Annotated in this window: 12 protein-coding genes; 4 read left to right on the forward strand and 8 right to left on the reverse strand. The window is 52.6% G+C overall.

Features of this window, described 5'->3' with window-relative positions; all coding sequences use genetic code 11:
• Nucleotides 1-31: 31 nt before the first annotated feature.
• Together R0125_RS01570 and R0125_RS01575 are read left to right on the forward strand one after the other, a co-directional pair.
• Nucleotides 32-1,702 (forward strand): acetolactate synthase large subunit, encoded by a 1,671-nt coding sequence (locus R0125_RS01570; protein ID WP_317236898.1) that lies wholly within the window; start codon nt 32-34, stop codon nt 1,700-1,702.
• Nucleotides 1,703-1,748: 46 nt separating this feature from the next.
• The gene (locus tag R0125_RS01575; RefSeq protein ID WP_317236899.1) at nt 1,749-2,627 is read left to right on the forward strand and encodes a hypothetical protein; all 879 of its coding nucleotides are present in this window, start codon (nt 1,749-1,751) and stop codon (nt 2,625-2,627) included.
• An 18-nt stretch (nt 2,628-2,645) separates the two neighbouring features.
• On the opposite strand, the gene R0125_RS01580 is transcribed toward R0125_RS01575, so the two are convergent.
• The 8 genes from R0125_RS01580 to mads1 all read right to left on the reverse strand — a co-directional run bounded on the left by R0125_RS01580 (nt 2,646) and on the right by mads1 (nt 17,117).
• On the reverse strand, nt 2,646-3,242 hold the full coding sequence (locus tag R0125_RS01580; protein WP_248181378.1) for an exopolysaccharide biosynthesis protein: 597 nt from the start codon (nt 3,240-3,242) through the stop codon (nt 2,646-2,648).
• 58 nt (nt 3,243-3,300) lie between these two features.
• Nucleotides 3,301-4,527, reverse strand: a complete 1,227-nt coding sequence (locus tag R0125_RS01585) for a hypothetical protein (RefSeq protein ID WP_317236900.1) — start codon at nt 4,525-4,527, stop codon at nt 3,301-3,303.
• A 1,132-nt stretch (nt 4,528-5,659) separates the two neighbouring features.
• Nucleotides 5,660-8,515, reverse strand: coding sequence for an ATP-binding protein (locus tag R0125_RS01590; protein ID WP_317236901.1), 2,856 nt, complete (start codon nt 8,513-8,515; stop codon nt 5,660-5,662).
• Nucleotides 8,516-8,525: 10 nt separating this feature from the next.
• Nucleotides 8,526-11,336 (reverse strand): DUF1156 domain-containing protein, encoded by a 2,811-nt coding sequence (locus tag R0125_RS01595; RefSeq protein WP_317236902.1) that lies wholly within the window; start codon nt 11,334-11,336, stop codon nt 8,526-8,528.
• 9 nt (nt 11,337-11,345) lie between these two features.
• Nucleotides 11,346-11,981 (reverse strand): retron Ec78 anti-phage system effector HNH endonuclease PtuB, encoded by a 636-nt coding sequence (gene ptuB / locus R0125_RS01600; protein ID WP_317236903.1) that lies wholly within the window; start codon nt 11,979-11,981, stop codon nt 11,346-11,348.
• A gap of 1 nt (nt 11,982) precedes the next feature.
• Nucleotides 11,983-13,347, reverse strand: a complete 1,365-nt coding sequence (locus R0125_RS01605) for an AAA family ATPase (RefSeq protein WP_317236904.1) — start codon at nt 13,345-13,347, stop codon at nt 11,983-11,985.
• A complete protein-coding gene (locus R0125_RS01610; RefSeq protein ID WP_317236905.1) occupies nt 13,344-16,916 on the reverse strand; it encodes a helicase-related protein in 3,573 nt (1,190 codons plus the stop codon). Before R0125_RS01610 ends, R0125_RS01605 begins: the two co-directional genes overlap by 4 nt.
• A gap of 12 nt (nt 16,917-16,928) precedes the next feature.
• Entirely contained in the window at nt 16,929-17,117 is a 189-nt protein-coding gene (gene mads1 / locus R0125_RS01615) for a methylation-associated defense system helix-turn-helix domain-containing protein MAD1 (RefSeq protein ID WP_317237945.1), read from the reverse strand.
• 422 nt (nt 17,118-17,539) lie between these two features.
• On the opposite strand from mads1, the gene R0125_RS01620 reads away from it, so the two are divergent.
• Together R0125_RS01620 and R0125_RS01625 are read left to right on the forward strand one after the other, a co-directional pair.
• Complete coding sequence (locus R0125_RS01620) at nt 17,540-18,499, forward strand: hypothetical protein (protein ID WP_317236906.1); 960 nt, start codon at nt 17,540-17,542, stop codon at nt 18,497-18,499.
• Nucleotides 18,500-18,576: 77 nt separating this feature from the next.
• Nucleotides 18,577-18,861 carry a hypothetical protein gene (locus tag R0125_RS01625; protein ID WP_317236907.1) on the forward strand — a complete coding sequence of 95 codons (285 nt, stop codon included), beginning with the start codon at nt 18,577-18,579 and terminating at the stop codon, nt 18,859-18,861.

Raw genomic sequence — 18,861 nt, forward strand, 5'->3', positions numbered from 1 at the left:
CCCGGAACAGGAACACAGATCAGGAGAAGGTATGACCGGCACTGGCATCAGGCACCTGAACGGTGCCGAAATCTTCGTGCGTGCCTTGGAAAATGAAGGGGTTCAAACCATCTTCGCGGTACCGGGCGAGGAGAATCTCGCCTTCCTTGAAGCTCTCAGGGAGTCCAGCATCACCCTGGTGCTGAACCGCCATGAACAGGCTGCTGGCTTTATGGCGGCTACCTACGGCCGTCTGACCGGGCGTGTGGGGGTGTGTCTGTCTACTCTAGGTCCGGGCGCGACGAATCTGGTGACTGCCGCCGCTTACGCCCAGCTCGGCGCCATGCCGATGATGATGATCTCGGGGCAGAAGCCCATCAAATCCTCGAAACAGGGTTTGTTCCAGATTCTGGATGTGGTGGACCTGATGCGTCCGCTGACCAAGTACACACGCCAGATCAGCAACGCCAACACCGTTCCCGCGAAAGTGCGGGAGGCTTTCCGGCTGGCGTCAGAGGAGCGCCCGGGGGCGGTTCATCTCGAACTGCCGGAAGACATTGCCTCGGAAATGACGGCGCCGGACACCCATATTTTCGAACCCAGCGATGCCCGCCGGCCGACGGCCAGCACCAAGAGCCTGGAGAAAGCCTGTGAGATGATCCGCAGTGCCCGGCACCCGCTGATCATGATTGGCGCCGGCGCCAACCGTAAGCGGGTATCCCAAGCACTGATACAGCTGGTCAACAGCAGCAACATTCCTTTCTTTACCACCCAGATGGGCAAGGGCGTGGTAGACGAGCGCCATCCCCGATACCTGGGCAACGCAGCCCTGTCGGCCGGAGACTTCGTGCATTGTGCCATTGATCACGCCGATCTGGTGATCAATGTTGGCCACGACGTGGTCGAGAAACCGCCGTTCTTCATGACCCCCGGTGGCAAGCAGGTTATTCACGTCAATTTCAGCGGCGCCGACGTGGACCCGGTCTATTTCCCCCAGCATGAGGTGGTGGGCGACATTGCCAACAGCGTGGAATACCTGGCCGAACATTGCGGACCCTGCGGCAATCACGACTTCAGTCGCTTCATGGAGGTGAAAGCCGCGGTCGATGAGCACCTGGCCGCCCGGCGTGAGGATCCGCGGTTCCCGGTGATCCCGCAGCGCATCGTCCATGACGTACGCCAGGTGATACCGGAAGACGGCATCATTGCCCTTGATAACGGCATGTACAAACTCTGGTTTGCCCGCAACTATCCCGCCTATGACAACAACACTGTACTGCTGGATAACGCGCTGGCCTCCATGGGCGCCGGCCTGCCCAGCGCCATGATGGCGGCCATGCTGTATCCCCGCCAGAAGGTGATGGCGATCTGTGGCGACGGCGGCTTCATGATGAATAGCCAGGAGCTGGAAACCGCGGTGCGCCTGGGTCTGAACCTCGTGGTGCTGATCATCAACGACAACGCCTATGGCATGATCAAGTGGAAGCAGTCTCAGGAAGGCTTTGCGGATTATGGTCTGGATTACCGCAACCCGGACTTCGTGAAGTACGCCGAATCCTACGGCGCCAACGGGCACCGCGTGGCCCGCACCGAGGATCTCAGGCCCACACTGGAAGCTGCCCTCGGCGCCGGCGGCGTGCACCTGGTGGACGTACCGGTGGATTATAGCGAGAACCGGCGGGTGTTTGACGAGGAACTGGCTGAGCTGACCTGCAACCTGTAAGCGGTGTATGATCAACAGCCCGGTCAGTTTTCAGAGGAAGGGTTGGATGCTGCGTTGTATCTTGAAAGTGTGTGTCTGGTTGTCGGTGGCGGTGATGGTGGCCGCCTGCAGTAAACCCAATACCCCGCAAGACGTGGCCGCCGCCTTCTGGCAGGCCATGGCTGATAACGATGTCAGTGATGTGGTTGATTATTCCACGCTGATCGATGCCAAAGAATTTGACCGTTTCGAACGTGACTGGGCCGATGTGGTGCCGTCGTTCGGGCGGGTGGTGATCGACAACGCCGACGCCACGATCGTGACCCGCTTGCCGACGGAAAACGGCGGTATCAACGAGCGTCGGGAAGTGATTACCTATCTGGTGGAACGCAACGGTCAATGGCTGGTGGATTACGGTCGCACCGGCGACGCCATTATGAACCCGTCCCCACTAAGCAACCTGATGGGCCAGCTCAGCGAGATCAGCGACCGCATTACCGCCAGTTTCACCTCGTCTTCCGATGACATGCAACAGCGCCTGAACGAGATGGCGCGGGAGTTGGAAGCGTACTCGACGGACATGTCACGCCGCACGGAGGAGACCGTCAACGAATTTGGCAGGATGCTGCAGGGTGCCATGGCAGAGCTCGAGCAGTCGATGAACCGTGCGCTTGAAGAGAATCGGCAGGCACCGCAGAGCGATCGCAGGACGCTGGAGCAGGCCGCAAAAGTCCTGGAAACCAGCGGAGAAAACCTGGCCGAACCCACCCTGCAAACACTGGCTGAAGCCTCGCGTACCCTGGCGCAGACCGGCCAGCGGTTTGCCGAACTCAGCGGTGACACGTTCGAGCAACACCGGGAAGCGTGGGCGGCCACGCTGGAGGACATCCGCGCGCGTTCGGAACAGTTCTTTCGCAATCTTCAGCAGAGCCGTGAGCCCGGGTAGTCGGGCCCCTCGGAGTGATCAGAACGCCAGATTGTTGAGAATGACCCAGAAGGTCAGCCCGGTAAACGTGGTGGCCAGCAGTGCCACCAGACCGTCACGGGCTACAATCGCCAGCCCGAATGCCATCAAGGCGGCACCACCACCGTTGGCACTGAACGGCACCACCTCCATCGCCGGCATGGCCGCCGCGACCAGCATGCACAGCAGCGCCATGACATAGAGCCCGGGGCCGTTGACCAGCAGCGTCAGCCGGGGTTTGGTGACCCGGTCCAGGAACCGCGCCGGTTTACGCAGCCAGTCTGCCCCTTTGACCAGTTTCGCCCGGGGCACCTGACGCCCCGCTATCCAGTCTGGTAGCCAGATGGTGTGCCGCCGGAACAAAAGCTGCCCCAGCGTCAGCAACACCACCAGTCCCAGCAGCGTGGGCACGCCGGGAATGTCCCCGACCAGCGGCGCCAGCGTGATCAACCCCGCCAACAACACCACCGGCCCGAACGACCGCTCCCCGACGGCCTCCAGGATGTCGCGCACAGATACCTGCTCCAAGCCCTCGCTTGAATCGCGAATGCGGTCGAGAAGCTGGGTCATGGTGGTGGGGTCGTTACCGTTGCGCATCGCGAGAAATTACCATCTCTGTTCGCCGGAAAACAGCGCCAGAGGGGGGCGCCTGATACTACAGAGTAACGTAGTAGCTGAATACGAGGCCCGCTCGGTCCTCCAGCTCCTCGTCGCCCCCGGTTAGATACGGAACATCATCCTGGCGATAGAATCCACGCAAAGAAAATCCGGACTTGAAGGCTTTCTCGACCGATAGGATGTCTCGGGTCTCGCGAGCGTCGTTGACCGGATGATCCGTATCAAAGTTTGCGATGTCACGCCAGGCGATTGGATCCATCCGATCCATTTCCTCACGGGTGTAGCGAATAGAGATCCCCGCGCCGGGAAACGACAGGTTCACGGTGGCAAACCAGCCATTCTGATCGATATCGTAGGATTCTAACGGTGTCGCCTCGCCCTGACTGCCCGCTTCTGTCAGCCCACGTGTGAACTGAAAGCCCTGTGCCCCGATATCTACCGCCACTCGGTTACTCCGGTAGGGTTGGTAATCAACACCATAAACCAGGCGCATGTCGTTATGCTTCCCGGATTCGAAGGACCCCGGTGCTGATCCGGTTTTGTTGGACAAGTAACCTGCGTAGGGGCGGAGATTATCAAGAGCTTGGAACGATGTGTACACCTCAAACGCGGGGGTATTATTCCCCTTCTCATTGACGTCTAATTTGCCGTCAAGATAGTTGTTGGCACCGAGTCTTGGGTGGTCATTGCCGCCCAATATCCCTATTGAAAGGTTGATCCGCTCATCCTTCAGTCGCACCCCGGCCTGTACGCCGTTGAAGAGGCCCGTGGCCAGAAGCACGGCGTTTGGCGACTCACCCGCAGTGTCAAACCGACCACCCGGGGGCTCCCCTATCAGGTTGATGACCCTTCCTGCACGCCAAAATACCCAGCGCAGATCCTGACCGACCCAAACTTCGCGGACCGGGAAATCGCCGTAATAGTAAATATCGGTGCCGAGATTGCGATAGATGTCCTGGTAGGCCCTGTCATCGGGATCCTGGTATACCTCATCGCCAATGCCGACAAGTTCGAGGCGGGATTGCCAGCTGCTTTTCTGGAGGCCAAGGCCGAGCAAGGCGCGGGTCATCTTGATCTGATTCTCGCGCCCCGCAGTGCCTTGTTCAAGATGGTCGTTAATGAAAACTCCCCCAACTAACTCCAGGTCAGCCGATAGAATGTAGTTGTCGTTGCTGGAGTCGAATCGGGTTGGCGGGGGTTCACCAGCTGAGATCGATAGTGTGGGGAGCAGACAGAAACCAAAAACGATTGATTTTAAGTTCATCAGAACACCAACATGCCGAGGCCCGCCCATGGCGGGAAGCGTTCGGGCCAAGCAAAGCTACGCGATACCTGGCCAGGAATGCCGTCCACTGTTCACCCGGAGAGATCCCGGGTCCCGAAACAGAAGCCCATAATGCTTATCGCAGAAGTGCCAGAATGGGTGTCGCAGTGAATGTTGATGCCACTGTGGGCTTCGTTACTGTCGCTCTCTGGGCGCTCCCGCAGAAAATGTTTCAGTTACCGAACAGATGTGCATAAGTCGCTCCATAATTTGTTTTTCCCTATTTATGAGTTGCTTGCAAAACTCCCATTCGGCTTTCCCGAGAAATATGTAAAGTTTTTAGACACGATGGTGTTAACTGCGGATAACAGGGTGAACAGTTGTGCTGCTAATGAGAACTACGGGCGGGTCGGCGTTATGATGAGATAAAGACAAAAAAAAGCCCCTGAAATCAGGGGCTTTTTTCGTTTTGGTTGGTGGAGACGGCGGGAATTGAACCCGTGCAAGGTATGGCTAAGTAGAATCAGATCTAACTATTAGTGGGTTTGGCCGTCGGGGCATCTGATTTAACCATACTCTGATGTACTTGAATGGGGGCAAAATTGGGGGAGTGGAATCTGTTGCTCTCGCTAGGTAATCTGAAAATTCGGGCGTTCTGTCAGTATTCTGGTTGTCATCTGGAATGTTCGGAGCGACGCTACAATAAAGTCATGGGTCTCCATTTCGTAAACGTGCACCATCCCATTGGAATGGCTCTATTGGTGGCGAGGGGCTATCAATGTACTGTCGCTTGTCGTCAGGAACTGTAATTGGTCGCCTCGATCAACCAAAAGTTGATTTACACCAACAGTGCCATGAGGCCACTCGGTAGCGTTATCCGAAAATCCACCAAACGCCGTAAGTCGGTCTCCAGTGAAGGTGCCGCACCGGAGGTGGCGCTCTTCGCAATCAAGAAAGCCTCAAAGCAATGGGCCGTGCCAATCCGAAAATGGGGGCAAGCCTTGAGTCGGCTAACTATCGAGCTTGGTGACCGCCTGAACGGTCACCTGCGATGGAATGGGCAGCTATGAATATTTATTTACGTTTTATCGCCGCATGGTGCTCCTGGATTGGCGGAGACTGATGAATCAGATCAATCCCCCTCAAATTCAGAAGACTTAAACTTCAAAACATTGCAGTTTTCCTTGATCGTCCGCTGTAGCGATTCGTCGAATCCATCCTTCTTTCGGGCTTCAATTTCCACGGAAATGGTCACATCAACGCCAACCTGAGCAGTAAACTGCTGGATCACCTCATCCATAATAGTTGCGAAGTCCATTTTGGCTTTAACCGCATCCAGATCCACTGTGCCGTAGAAGTGTGTTTTGTTTGCAGCAGTCGACTCGTGCCCTTTGTCGCCATGTACACTCAAGGGGTCTGTCGGCGGAGTTAGTGCGTCGCCACTACCACTGGGACCAGAGGTGTTGCCTGAGCCAGTTCCACCGGTGCCTGGGTGCTCAGGTTGAGGGTCGGATTGTTGGGCCGCTCGGAGTGTCTCTGCGTAAGCCGCTGCCGTCTCTCGGTCGATCAGTAGTGAGGATTCGTCGAGTGATGCCAGTGAATTCTTTCCAAAACTGAATCCCAGGTAGCGGTCGCCTTCCTTACCAGCTGCAAATCCAAAGAAGTCCTCGGTTTCGACGCCCTCAGCGATGGCATTGCGGAATACCTGGTCGTTAACCAATCTAGGCAAGTAAAGGTAATGACAACAGTCCTGCCAAACCTTGAGGGCACTGATTTCAGTGACCCCATCTTTCAGGTACCAGTCCGCGAGGACCTTGCGCAGATGGATTGGGGACCACTCGTACACCATCCACTCTTCTTCCCGAAGCTTCTCCTCAATGCTTTGAATAAGGTTCTGTGCTGTCGGGGCGATGGCTACGACTTCCCACTTAAGTTCCGGGCGGCCTTTTACAAAGTCTTCGACTGGAGCCAAAAGCCATTTCCAGGTTTCCCTGATTAGTTGGGTTAGCGACTGTTCGGCACCATCTCGACTGCGCTTGGATTGGTTCAGGTGAGACAAATCCTGATTGAGTGTCCCGCTTTCGATATCCGCCACGATTGAACGCCAGGCGAGATAAATGCGCGCCTGTTCTTTCAGGCGGCTGACGACATCAAAATCTGGTGCCAGGAAGATTAACCGGTTTTGTTTTTGGCGAGGTTGGTCGCCACGGTTGCGCAGAATCTTTTCCGCCTCGCTGAAAGCCTGGTTAGTATCGGTGCGGCTGTAACCGGCATTTGTGGGCAGTACAACCAAGCGAGGGCCCGTGCCGTAGTCATCAGGGACGTCTGCAGAGGGCGTGAACACATGGATTCCACTAAACTGGTGATTCCGGCCAAATACCCGGCTTACCCGGTCTTTAAGTAGCGGAATCAAATCGTCCCGTTCACTGATGTTTTGCTTTCGGCTCTCCATTTCCCTACGAAGGTTGGGCTTGGTGTCGAGCCAGTAGCGATCCTGTTCTGCATAGAGGTAGTGCAAGCGATCTCTGAGGCGCTTGAGTACGTCCTCGAATACGCCAATGGTTTGTCCTGGCTGCACAGTTGCCAGCAAAATCCGCTCGGTCTGAATGCCGCGAATCATCTGTTCCTGAGATGAGGGCGCACTGCCAAGGAAAATGGCACGTGCCGTGCGACGGGCAGCTTGAACGCCGCCAAACAGCGTATGGTGGCCATCAATATCAGCCGGAACAGATCGAGGCCCATCAACTTCTTTCTCGATGACAGGCTCCCAGCCTTGAGCAAGATAATGAATGCTTTTGTGGCGAACGCTGGCATCGTCCAATGGCAATGAACCGGGCATGATGAGGGCGTCTTTATTGCCATCGTTCCAAAGCCGATGAATGACAATAGCCATGTACTGCAATACGCCCCGAGTGCGCTGGAATTTGTCGAGCGTGGACCAGTCTTCATACAGACGGTCGAATACCTCGGGGTGAATAGGGTACGAGGAGCACATGCGTTCAAAGTATTCGTTGGATTGAGTTTCCACCGGGAACTTATCCGCATGCTGGCGATAAAAATCTGAGAACTGGCGGCTGATTCCCTCTATTTCCCCGCGTTCACCAGAGCTTTCGAACAGGCGCCTCCGAACTATTTCAAAAGACTCGCTTGAGCCCACTGGCTTCCAGACCGATTCCACCCTGGCGAAGTATTTTTCCAGGGAGTTGAGAGCACGCTGGCCCATTGTGCCGCCAACCTCAAGCTCAGATTCTGGCAAAGAGGCAAGCAGGATAGCGTTAGGCACGGCCTTGAGGGCTTCGGTCAGCCCCTGAATAAAGCTGATATTGCTGTCGAAAGTGCCACCTTTGTACTGCTTGCCTAACTCCAGCTGACGTATATAGGCGACAAGCTCGTCAACCAGGATCACACACGGAGCAGCCCTGGTAAGAAGTTCTTTCAATACTTCCTTGCCGGGAGAGGTTCCGTCCGCGTCGCTGTCTGCTACTAAGGCATAGCCTTCTTGACCGAGCAGCCGCCAAGCAAGCTCACCCCAGAGCGTATTTACGGTAATCGATCCATAAGTGCTGGATTGGCTGGGAGACTGGCGGATGCCATCAAGAACAGCGATTCGGGCTCGCGGTAGTTCACTGATGCCTGCCTCGTCCAGAATTGGAGGAACGCCCATGAGTTTGTCTGTGCTGACCTCACGGTTAGCCAGGTGATAAACCGCCAGCATGGTGTGGGTTTTACCACCGCCGAATGCTGTTTGCAGCTGCACAACGGGATCACCGCCCTGACCGGCTAATCGTTGAGCCACAGAAATCAGCAGCAGCCGCATGCCCTCGGTGATGTAGGTACGTGAAAAGAACATCTCCGCGTTCTGATATTCTTCTGGTGCAGTTCCGCTGGCGACCTGCGTAATATCGGCGGCAAACTCAGACTGTTTGAAGGAGCCCTCCAGTACGTCTTTGTGTGGGCGGGCTATTTCGGTCCAGGGTTTCAAGCTCATGAATTACTCCTTAAAAATCCAGTCCGGTTTGTTCACCTTTGTGGCCGACATCATGAGATGCCGCCACAATTGCATGCCACGAAGCGATTAATTCATTGTAAGCGCGGGCCTCTTCAGCCCACTTTTTGCGCTCGCACAAGGTATACAAGTGGTAGGCCAGTTGGCGGATGGCTTCGCCTTTTTCAGGCATCTTAGCCAGCAGTTCCCCAGCAGCGGACTCGCCGCTATTGTTCAGGCGACGGATCATCTGGTGGCAGGCCTCCCAAACGGGGGTGCGATCATCCTTAGTGGGATCCCAGTCGGACTCATAATCGTTCCAGCGTAGCAGGCGGACCTTGCCGCTGCCGGACTCAGCCACGCCTGCGGCTTTTACACCATCCACGCTGGTGCCTTTGGCACGGGCGAGAGTGTCTGCTTCGCCAAACGGGCCATGGCTCCAGCCATACTGTTCAAACCAACTTGAGCAAAACTGCGTGTCCGCATCGAAACTGCCGGAATCCGGGCTTAAGTACTCAGTAATCGCACGGTTAATCAGCACCAGGGCATCGTGGACACTCATGCGGGTGCCGTCCTGGTTCAATACTGCCTCGTACTTTGAGTAGATGGCCATGCCAGGGCCAATAGCCGACTGAGCGAGATCCACTGGAGCAATTGGTGTTTGACCTGTTTGGCCGCCAATCATGGTCTCTAGGGCTTCAGGCATTTCTGCCCGCAGCTGGCGCTGGAAGTCACGACGAGAAATGGACTCTGCGGCTGATTCACGTTTCCGACAGACCAATACAATAGATGACGCAAGAGCATTTGCACCCTGGTTACGAGATCGATTTTCACGTTCTGTCCTGAGTGGCCATGTCCCCGTTATCATCAACCCAGACTCTACAATCGACTCTATAAATGTTTCCCAACCTTTGGAAGTCGTGCTTCCTGCCTTTGTTTCTGACTGTTTAAATGCATAATAAATCGTCATTGGATAAAATTCAGACGATGCATTTGCAAGATTCTTAAAGGTCCTCTTCATGCCATTCATGAAGAAGTTCTCAGACTGCTCCTTACCACCATGTCTAAATTGATTTGCAACTAGCTCTTCTTGTTTGGGAGTTAGCATCGTTGGGACAAGGCTAGGCGATATATCCTTCAAAGACCTTCGGAGCCATATATAGAAAAAGTCGGATAGATTTGAATAAGGGATGTTGTCATAATAAGGAGGGTCTGTGGATATAACGACATTTTTTACTTCTGAACAAGATGCTGCATCAGCAAAAAAGGCCTTTGAATTTGATTCTGAATTTGTGTAACAATTTTTTAATCCGTCAGCCGTGGTTGTAAGCATAGATAAAAATGAACCACTCGGGCCATACAGTATGTTTGTTTCAGAGTAGTCCCAGTTCATGGGAATCGCATGCTTAGAGAATAGATGGCCTGGGCATTCGACAGAAGGCATCCATGCAGAAATCGAGTTTGCTCTATTGGCCGTTTTTGATATCGAAAATGCTATGTAAAGGCATATTGAATTTGCATAATTCTTGGCCTCACAGGAGCTTTCAGGGTGGGTCGAATGGAAATCTTCTATTATTTCTGATTTTATATTATTCAACTCATCGCATAAATAGGTCAGCGTTTTAAGTTGCCTGTTGGTAAAAAGCTTTTCAAAACGATCCATTCCATAAACGACAGAGTTCGTACATCCTGCCCAATGGTCAATTTCACCTACGGGAAAGTCGCTAACTTCGACGTTATTCGCAATTTCCTCATGTTTCGGGTCGGCTGGATAGTACCCTCTCCCTTTCTTCTTTTTGGTCACTATTGCAATGAGTTTATGGCCTATTCTGCCATGCTTCCCCTCCTCCCTGATATATTTAAGAGGAATGTTACTCCCAGACATTAAACATGTTGCGCCTTTTCTTCCAACAATTCCTGCTTGCTCAGGCTTGTCAAATTTATTAACGATTTCAAAGCGCCAACTCCTTTCTTCTCTATTAATGACTGGTTTTAAATATACGCCGTCTCCTTTTGTTGATAGAGTAAACGACTTTACGAGTGGAACATCACAATCTGAAAAAGCAGGGCTGGGACTTTTTACAGTTCTTGCCCAAATCCAGCAAATAACGTCTTCATAGGTAGAATCTTTTTCGTTGTAATACTTTGGATAAATGTCGCCTAAAGATTTTCGTGCTTTCTCTAGTAATGACTCCCCATAAAAAATGATATCTTGTGCCAATTCTTCATAGCCATGACGGTTTTTGATTGTCATTTGGCCTTTTTGCAGCGATATTGGTGAATATTTCGAAATTTCCGCAGGTATCTGAAGACTCGCTTTGCCAAGCATAACCGGTATTGGATTTAAGTCTGAAGCGTAAACATCAAGCCCTAAGCGACTTGATTCTAAAGGAATAGCCCCTCCTCCAGAAAATGGGTCCCAAAGGGCGAGATTTAAGTCCTTGTCGTCAAATTTCAACCCGTTTAATTCGCATGTCTCGCGCCAACTCTCCACAATTAGGGACCTTGCACGGTTTAATACTTCGGAATTATTATTGTTTTTCCATTGGCAAAGTTCTTCTAGGACGCCAAAAATTTCATTCCTTTTTTCCTCGCAGATTTTTTTTGATTTTCCTTTGGCCCATCCTCGTTCACCGCCGGGATCGTTTACCATTTGGGAAAAAATAATTGCACGAGCCGCGAGAAGTGGTCGACGTGCCCACCACATGTGCAATGTTGAGGGATGCCCTTTTCTAATTGACTTTTCAGCAGATGCGGCGTGGTTTATAAAATCTAGTGGTAACGCCACTTCGATAAGCTTTTTAGGGGCCTTAATAACAGTCATGATTCTCTCTTAGGCGATATGTAGAATGTGGAGGATGGCAGTTTCAAACGGCTGGCCAGAAATAGCCTCTAGTTCCTGCTCTAGCAGGGGGCGCCATTCGTCTTCGTCAAATTCATCGGCAAGGGCCAAAAATTCTTCGGCGGTATCCTGGTATCCCATCACGTAGGTTTCTCGAATTTGGCGCAGAGACCCGTTTAGATTGAATATCCGGATGGTTTCCTCGGCTCTGTGTCGTTCTTGTTCCGTTAAATTGTCTGCAGGTGCAACCTGGCCGTCTGATAAAAAGCGCAGGTAGTATTCTGGGTCTTCCTGGTCGGCCTTGATAAGATCTTGAGGCTGATAAGCTTGCCCATCCTTATGTTTGCCGCAGCTGTCTGGGCGGTTACAGGATCCAAACAGGTTGTTCCAGTCAAATGTTCCCTGAGGATGGCGGCTTCTTTGCCGAAAATGTTCGATATGGGCGTGGTGACTGTCGGGCTCGGTACGAATATTATATTCGCAATAGGCACAACGATTACCCTGCATCATATTCAGGCTGGCCCAGATTTCAGTTTTATCTGCAGGCGTAACGCGGCCCCAATTATCGCGGCCATGCTGAAAATTGCTGAGGCAACCTGGCGCTGGTGGTCTGTCGAGCTGGTGCATATCAGTCCTTTGACCCGCTAGCGGAGGTTTTCCCTCTCAGCTTGATTTTCATTTGCTGCAAACGTTCAAGACGCTGACACTCCAGCCATTCGGGGTGCTGTTCACCGAAATGATTGAGAATCTTGGACTTGAGTTTCTGCTTATTGCTTTCGTTTTCAGGCGAACTCTGGCTTGACGTTATAAGTACTTTGTAGTCTTTGAGCCACTGCGCCTCTTCAACGCCGGGTATGGGGTCAATCCCTTGCAGCTCAGCCATTACTTCGTTGCTGGCGACGCCACGGCTCTGCACGGTTGGTATTGTCGCGTCTGATTGAATCTCTCCGGTTTCAGGGTCCTGCTCACTACGAATGAGTCGGATGGATTCAGATTTCACTGTGGACAGCACCTGGGGGCTGTGAGAAGTGACGATGAATTGCACCTGCGGAAAGGCAGCGCGGAGAGAACCAATTACCGTTTGCTGCCATTTCGGGTGTAGGTGCATGTCGACTTCGTCGATAAAAGCGATGCCTTCTGTTTTGCTGGGAGCATCTGCGCCCATCTGGGGGTTCAGTTTGGCGCAACGCCAGGCCATGTCGGCTACCAGAGAGACCATGGCGCGAACGCCGTCACTGAGCAGAGAAACTGGTAGTACACCAAGATCCTCGTGCGTCATCGCCAGCTCTTCATGGTGGACGCTGTAGTGGAATCCACTCCAACCCTCGACGCTAAGCACGGTATTAACCGTCTCTTGAATACCCTCGATTTGGTCAGCGATGTTGTAACCTTCGTAGGCCTGCATGCTTTTCTGTTGCAGTGCTGCAAAGGTGGCTTTGGTCATCCATTGCTGAACCTGAGTAAAGCTGGAAGCAGAGCTGAAGCAGTCCTCATAGCCCATGGTACGGCTCTCACTGAGCACTGACTTGCGGGTCACGTTTTTGTGCACGTTCCACAACCGTCCAGAGCCGTAATAAGCGAGCAGGGGCAGAGCAACTGGTTCAAGGTTTCGCACTTGAGTCATCATCTTCTTGCCGAGTGCCGCCAATTCAGCCGCGTCCTTTGTCGTGGTCTTGTTTTTAGCGCCGCTGAGTTTCCGCAACACTGGGTTCTTAAGACCCGAAAGCGATGCTTTTACTTCAACAGGGAACTGTTGCTCACTCTCTGGCTTGTTTTTCTCGCGCTTGTAGCGGGCGTCTCTCTGTTCAATATGTTTGGCCTTACCCAAATCGAAAGCACCTACGAAAGTGCCCAGCGCAATAGTTGCGGCATCAAGCACTGACGTTTTGCCTTGTCCGTTTCGCGCCGCCAACACAGTCAAGTTTTTATGGAAACTGATTTCCAGGTGCTTGAAGCGTCGAAAGTTAGTGAGTTGTAAAGTTTCGAGCCTCATGGGGTTAGCTCCTTAGGCTCGGCTTTGGCGAGCAGGTATTTCAATTCATAATTGACGGATGGGACGCCAAAATCTGGCTCCACCGTGAAGGGGTTTCGCACGTAGTAGGGGCCTTCATACTGATCACCGTCGACAACCACAATGGCGAGCCAGAACTTTTCGGCCTGGTTGAGTGCATAAAGAATCTCGTTGCGGCTAACTGTGATGGTGTCCTGGCCCCTGGCGCGGCCTTTGACCTCGATATGCCGGTCAGGGGGCAATGATCCATCAGAGTTTGCCGGGGGCCTCGCCGTTACGTCCCAGCCGCACTTTTCAGCAGAGACATCCTTCACTGAGTGCCCGCGAGCCCGCTCGTTATCGATAACCGCAGTCATGGCAACCTGCTCAATGCGCGCGCGTGCCTGAGCATCCGCGGTAAATGTGGTTTCGCCTTTGCGCATCGACAACAGTCCTTGAGGAATCACCAAGGCTCCACCAATCACAACAGGTGTGCTGGAGACGACGTTTTTCATGGCAGCCAGTTCCCTTTTGCGTTGGTTTAAACGCTCGGTCAGCTCATCGACTCGTCGACGTGCCATCTCTGGTTGCATACGGGGCTGTTTGCCCGCAGCCATATCGTCGGTGAGTTTGATGTATCGGTCAGACCAGTGGCTGATCTCCTTCACTAGCCGCTCGTTGACTGCCGTTAGTACTTTGTCTGCCTGCCGCTCTCGGCGGGTTTTAACTTCCTGGTAGTGCTCTGGGACCAGATGTTGGGAAGCATGACTAAGCGCCAGGCCTTCAAGATTTCCGGTGATCCAAGGGGCATTCAGGATGTCCTGAACCAGCTTGTGGTCAGATGTATCGATGGGCTGCAAATCAAGGTGAGGTGCCCAGCCAGCATGGAAAGTCTCGCCGTGCTGATCAATCTCTACAAACTGTAAGCGGCGAGAGGCGATAGTGGATTTTCCACTGTCTTTGTCGCCCCCATCATTGATGCCTTCGCGAATTGTGTGGTCGACCATGAACAGAATTTTCGGCTCAATACCGTCGTCATTCGGATCTACTAATACGGCACCCTGCTTGAGTTTGCTGCGGTGAGCCTCAAGCACTAGGTCAGTTGCAGCATGCATCAGCGGATGGCCGGGGTGAATTAGATCGGCCATGGGTTTTCCAGTCACTCGAACAAGCTGCTTCTCAAAGCAGATACGCTCGTACTTTTTCAGAACCGGGGTGCGACTCTCACCGATAATGCGATCTCGCTCGCGAATGGCTGCTGGCACATGGCGTACTTCATAGCGCCCGGCTTCTCGAGGACGCATCTCTCCTGTCAGTATCTGGAAAGCTTCTGTAAAGAAGGCGCGGATGAAGTAGGGCTGAAGCTTTCGCGCTTCTGCCTTTTCCATTTCTTCTTTCACAGCGTACAAGTCATCAAGCGACATATGCTGCTCAACGAGGGCATTGCGGCGCAGAATCTCTTTGAGGTGATCGGTATCCAGAGCACCGTCAATTACTTGATTCAGTTTGTCTTTGACCTCTGGCGATTCGCCGTAACGAATAGCTTCAATGAGTAAGTCCTTAAGGGATTTATTCTCAAATGCTTCGCCGAGAATATCGAAGACCTTGCCGCCCAATGCCTGCTTTTCAGTTTCCAGCTTGTCGAACAGTTTCTGGAATACATCGCCCTCCCGGGTTTCGTTGGCGACTAGGTTCCAGAGGTGACATACCTCAGTTTGACCAATTCGGTGGATACGGCCAAAACGCTGTTCGAGTCGGTTTGGGTTCCATGGCAAATCATAATTAACCATTAGGCTGGCGTTCTGCAGGTTTACACCTTCGCCTGCAGCATCTGTTGCGACCAGCACCAGTACATCGGGATCGTTTCGGAATTCTTCCTGTGCTCTGCGTCGAGCGTCACGGTTGGTGCCACCGTGAATGGTGATAACTGCATTAGGGTCGCCCAGGAGTCCACTGATGCGATGGACCAGGTAGTTCAGAGTGTCTTTGTGCTCGGTAAAGATGATCAGCTTACGGCGGCTGCCACCGGCGGTATACATCTCGGGCCGGTCTTGCAGTAGGTGAGAGAGCTCTTCCCATTTTTTGTCGTTGCCGGATTGAACAACTGTCATTGCCTGGTATTCCAGGTCTTTAAGGATCAGGATTTCGGCTTCCAGCTCTGGGATGGTTTCAGCAGCCGTGGCTTGGTCAACCACCTGATCGACGACCATCTCGTATTCTTCGGCACTCAGCTCTTCATCCATCTCATCGATGTTCTCGGGCACATCAACCTGTTTCGTGACCTGGTATTCGCCCAGTGTTTCGGCGACACCGTTTTGACCCGATTTCTTAATCCCTTCGCCTCGTGCCACTAGCTTCATTTCATCCAGGCGAGATTCAAGGCGCTTCCGCCGGCGTTTGAGCGACTGATAAATGGCCTCTGGGCTTGAGGCTAGACGGCGCTGCAGCATGGTCAGCGCGAAACCGACCGTACCCTTACGCTTCCCATCGAGGTTGTCGGCCCGATTCATCTCGTTTCGGACGTAGTCTGTCACTTCCGCATAAAGCGCTGCTTCAGCGTCTGAGAGGCCATAATTTGCCGTGTAGGCACGTCGCTCTGGGAAAAGTGGCGTACCATCAAATTTGAGCAGTTCTTCCTTGACCATGCGCCGCATCATGTCGGAGACATCAACCTTGTGAGCCCCCTCGCGGAACTTGCCATAAAAACGGTCACCGTCCAGCAGGGAGAGCCAGATCTGAAAGTCCTCTTCCTTCCCGTTGTGTGGAGTAGCGGTCATTAGCAGGAAGTGACGGGTGATTGAGCCCAATAGCTCGCCGAGCTGGAAGCGCTTGGTCTTGTTGACCTTGTTGCCAAAGTAGTTGGCTGAAAGCTTGTGAGCTTCGTCAACGATGATCAGGTCCCACTCAGTGTTTTTAAGTTTCTCCTGGTAATCTTCGTTGCGGGAAAGTTGGTCCAGACGGCAGATAAGCTGGTTGGCTTCGTCGAAAAAATTACCGGAGGCACACTGTTCCTGCTTTTCACGGCTGAAAATCTCGAACTGAACGCCAAACTTTTCCAGCAATTCATCCTGCCATTGATCGGTAAGGCCACCTGGCGAAACAATGAGGATTCGCTTGGCATCCGCGCGCATCAGCAGTTCACGAATCAGCAGACCAGCCATAATGGTTTTACCCGAGCCGGGGTCATCGGCCAGCACAAATCGCAACGGCTGACGAGGCAGCATGGATTCATAGACTGCCGATATCTGATGTGGCAGAGGCTCTACGTTGGAGGTGTGCACCGCCATCATGGGGTCAAACAGAGCGGCCTGGGTTATACGGTAGGCTTCTAGGCCAAGCTTGAAGTCCGCACCTGGCGCATCAAATGCCCACGGGCGACCAGTCTCAGCCAGTTCCAGGCGCGATTCATCAGAACGAAACAGCATTTGCTCGTTAAGGCGACCCTGGCTGTCTTTGTAGTAAACCGTGAGAGCGTGCTCGCCGACTTGCTCTGTCTGTACGACACGGACAACTTCATCGCCCTGGATGCCACGAACTTGCGCGTCTTTCTTTATATCTTCCAACTTGAGCATGTTGCTGTTTCCCTACTTTTCGGCAGCCTTACCAGAGCGGACCCATTCATCGACCTCATCCTTCTTGAACTTCCAGAGTCGACCAATTTTGTGGGCTGGAAGCTCCTTTTGCTCTATCCACTTGTACACAGTGTCGTTGGAAACGCCCAGATACTGGGATATCTCGCTGATCGAGAGCCACCGATCTGCCATATCGACCATGTTGTTGTCCTGGGTTTTCATGGTTTCCAGCCTGCGTGTGTAAATGGAACTTCTGGTTTTGCCGGTTTTGATGGGGTTTTGCCTGATTATGTCAGAGACGCTGGTTTTGAGTCACATAAATGTGCTGTTGGACGGCTGAGCAGAATATTTAATGCCCTAAGCTGCTTGTAAGAACCGGCAAGGGACAAAGGGCTGGTTCTAAAGGCGTAACTGGCTTTTAGAAAATGAGGTGGTGTCCCGTTTAGCGGAGGCAACTACATGAGGTTACAGGTCCAAGCAAAATTAAGCCCTGAGAGAGAGGCTTTCGGGATTTAACAACATTTATCCTCAAGAAATCGAAAAAAATCTTCATTGTTGTGGACACAACAAGTCCAATTTCGTCACTTTTGATTGCGATAAATCCGCAAACGTGAGGAAAGAAAATGTCAGATTATGATTTTGAGACGAGCAAAGAATTTCCCAATGTCGATTCTGCTGAGTATAGGAACACTGAGCGGAGAGTGCGCAAAGCGGTCAGGCTATTGCTAAAAGAAGGTCACCCATTCGAACCGTCTATGTTACTTCAGCGACAAGAGGTGATTTATGCGCTTCAAGGAGTTCTTTTCCCTGATCCTATATTGAGGACCATGATTGTACCTTGGATGGACTGTCGAGATTTTATCTGGGAAGAGTATGCAGAAAAGCGCCTTTGGACGGTGGATGAGGCGGCCTCTTTGTCAGTCGGAATGGATCCGTTCATGTTTCAGTTTGAACCAGGCCAATACAACAATGACTGGAGAGAAGAACGGGAGCGCGGATTTATCAAAACGCGCGAAGCCATCCTACTGAAAGAGCTTACTGCTGTGCCCGAGGGCAATAGCTACTATGTGGAGCCGTATGAGTTTTGTTATTGGGCAGATGGTGCTGGATTACTGAAGTCTGCTCTCGCGGGACCCCTGAGAGAGTTGGCGCTTGAAGATCGCCGCAGCGGGCGCGTGCCAACCCTCGAAGAAGCAGAAGAGCGCTTCGTTACGTACGCTCAGCAGCGTCTTCTGACAGATGACCTTAGTCAAGCCGAATCACGCCGGCGCGCTCTGTATGAATATGCGATATTCATTAAGATTGACAACCCAAAGTTTAAGCGCGAAGACATCGCCAGGAGGGTATTTCAGACTCTTAGTGAGGACTGCCAAAAGATTCGCGGTTTGACTTTCAACACGATCAGGAATGACCTTTACATGCTTGATCAAAGATTAATTAGCCCTTCTGGGCAAAATCTCGAATTTCTAAATTCAGTCCTGTCAGACACTGAGCTGATGAGCACAGACCCCACTCACCCGTGGTGGAATCAGTGGCGTCCTGTTATCGAGAAGGAACTCCCTTGGCTCGTGCTTCCTGAATGATTTCAACCCCCCGCACCGTTTCGCGAAAAATACGCTATTAAGTGTATGTAATATTTATTGTTTTCTAGGATTTCAGTATGAAAGCCAGAGATGTGAGTAAGGCGGTTACGACTAGGTTTCCTATGCAAGATTATCTGCGGCTTCAACAGGAGGCGGAGCAACGAGGATGTACCATCGCAGAGGTTGTCCGCGGTGCATGGTCTCAACACGAACTACAGCAGCAGATTCAGCAACAATTATCTCGTCTGGAACAACGTCAGCGCAAAATCGTTTTTGAAATGCTGTGCGCAGTTGTTGGGCTGCAACCGAACGAACGGAAAGAAGTGCTGCAGCAACTTCAGCGGAGGGGGGTAAAGTGGTAA

It is taken from the genome of Marinobacter sp. M-5 (assembly GCF_032911545.1).
Taxonomy (GTDB): Bacteria; Pseudomonadota; Gammaproteobacteria; order Pseudomonadales; family Oleiphilaceae; genus Marinobacter; species Marinobacter goseongensis.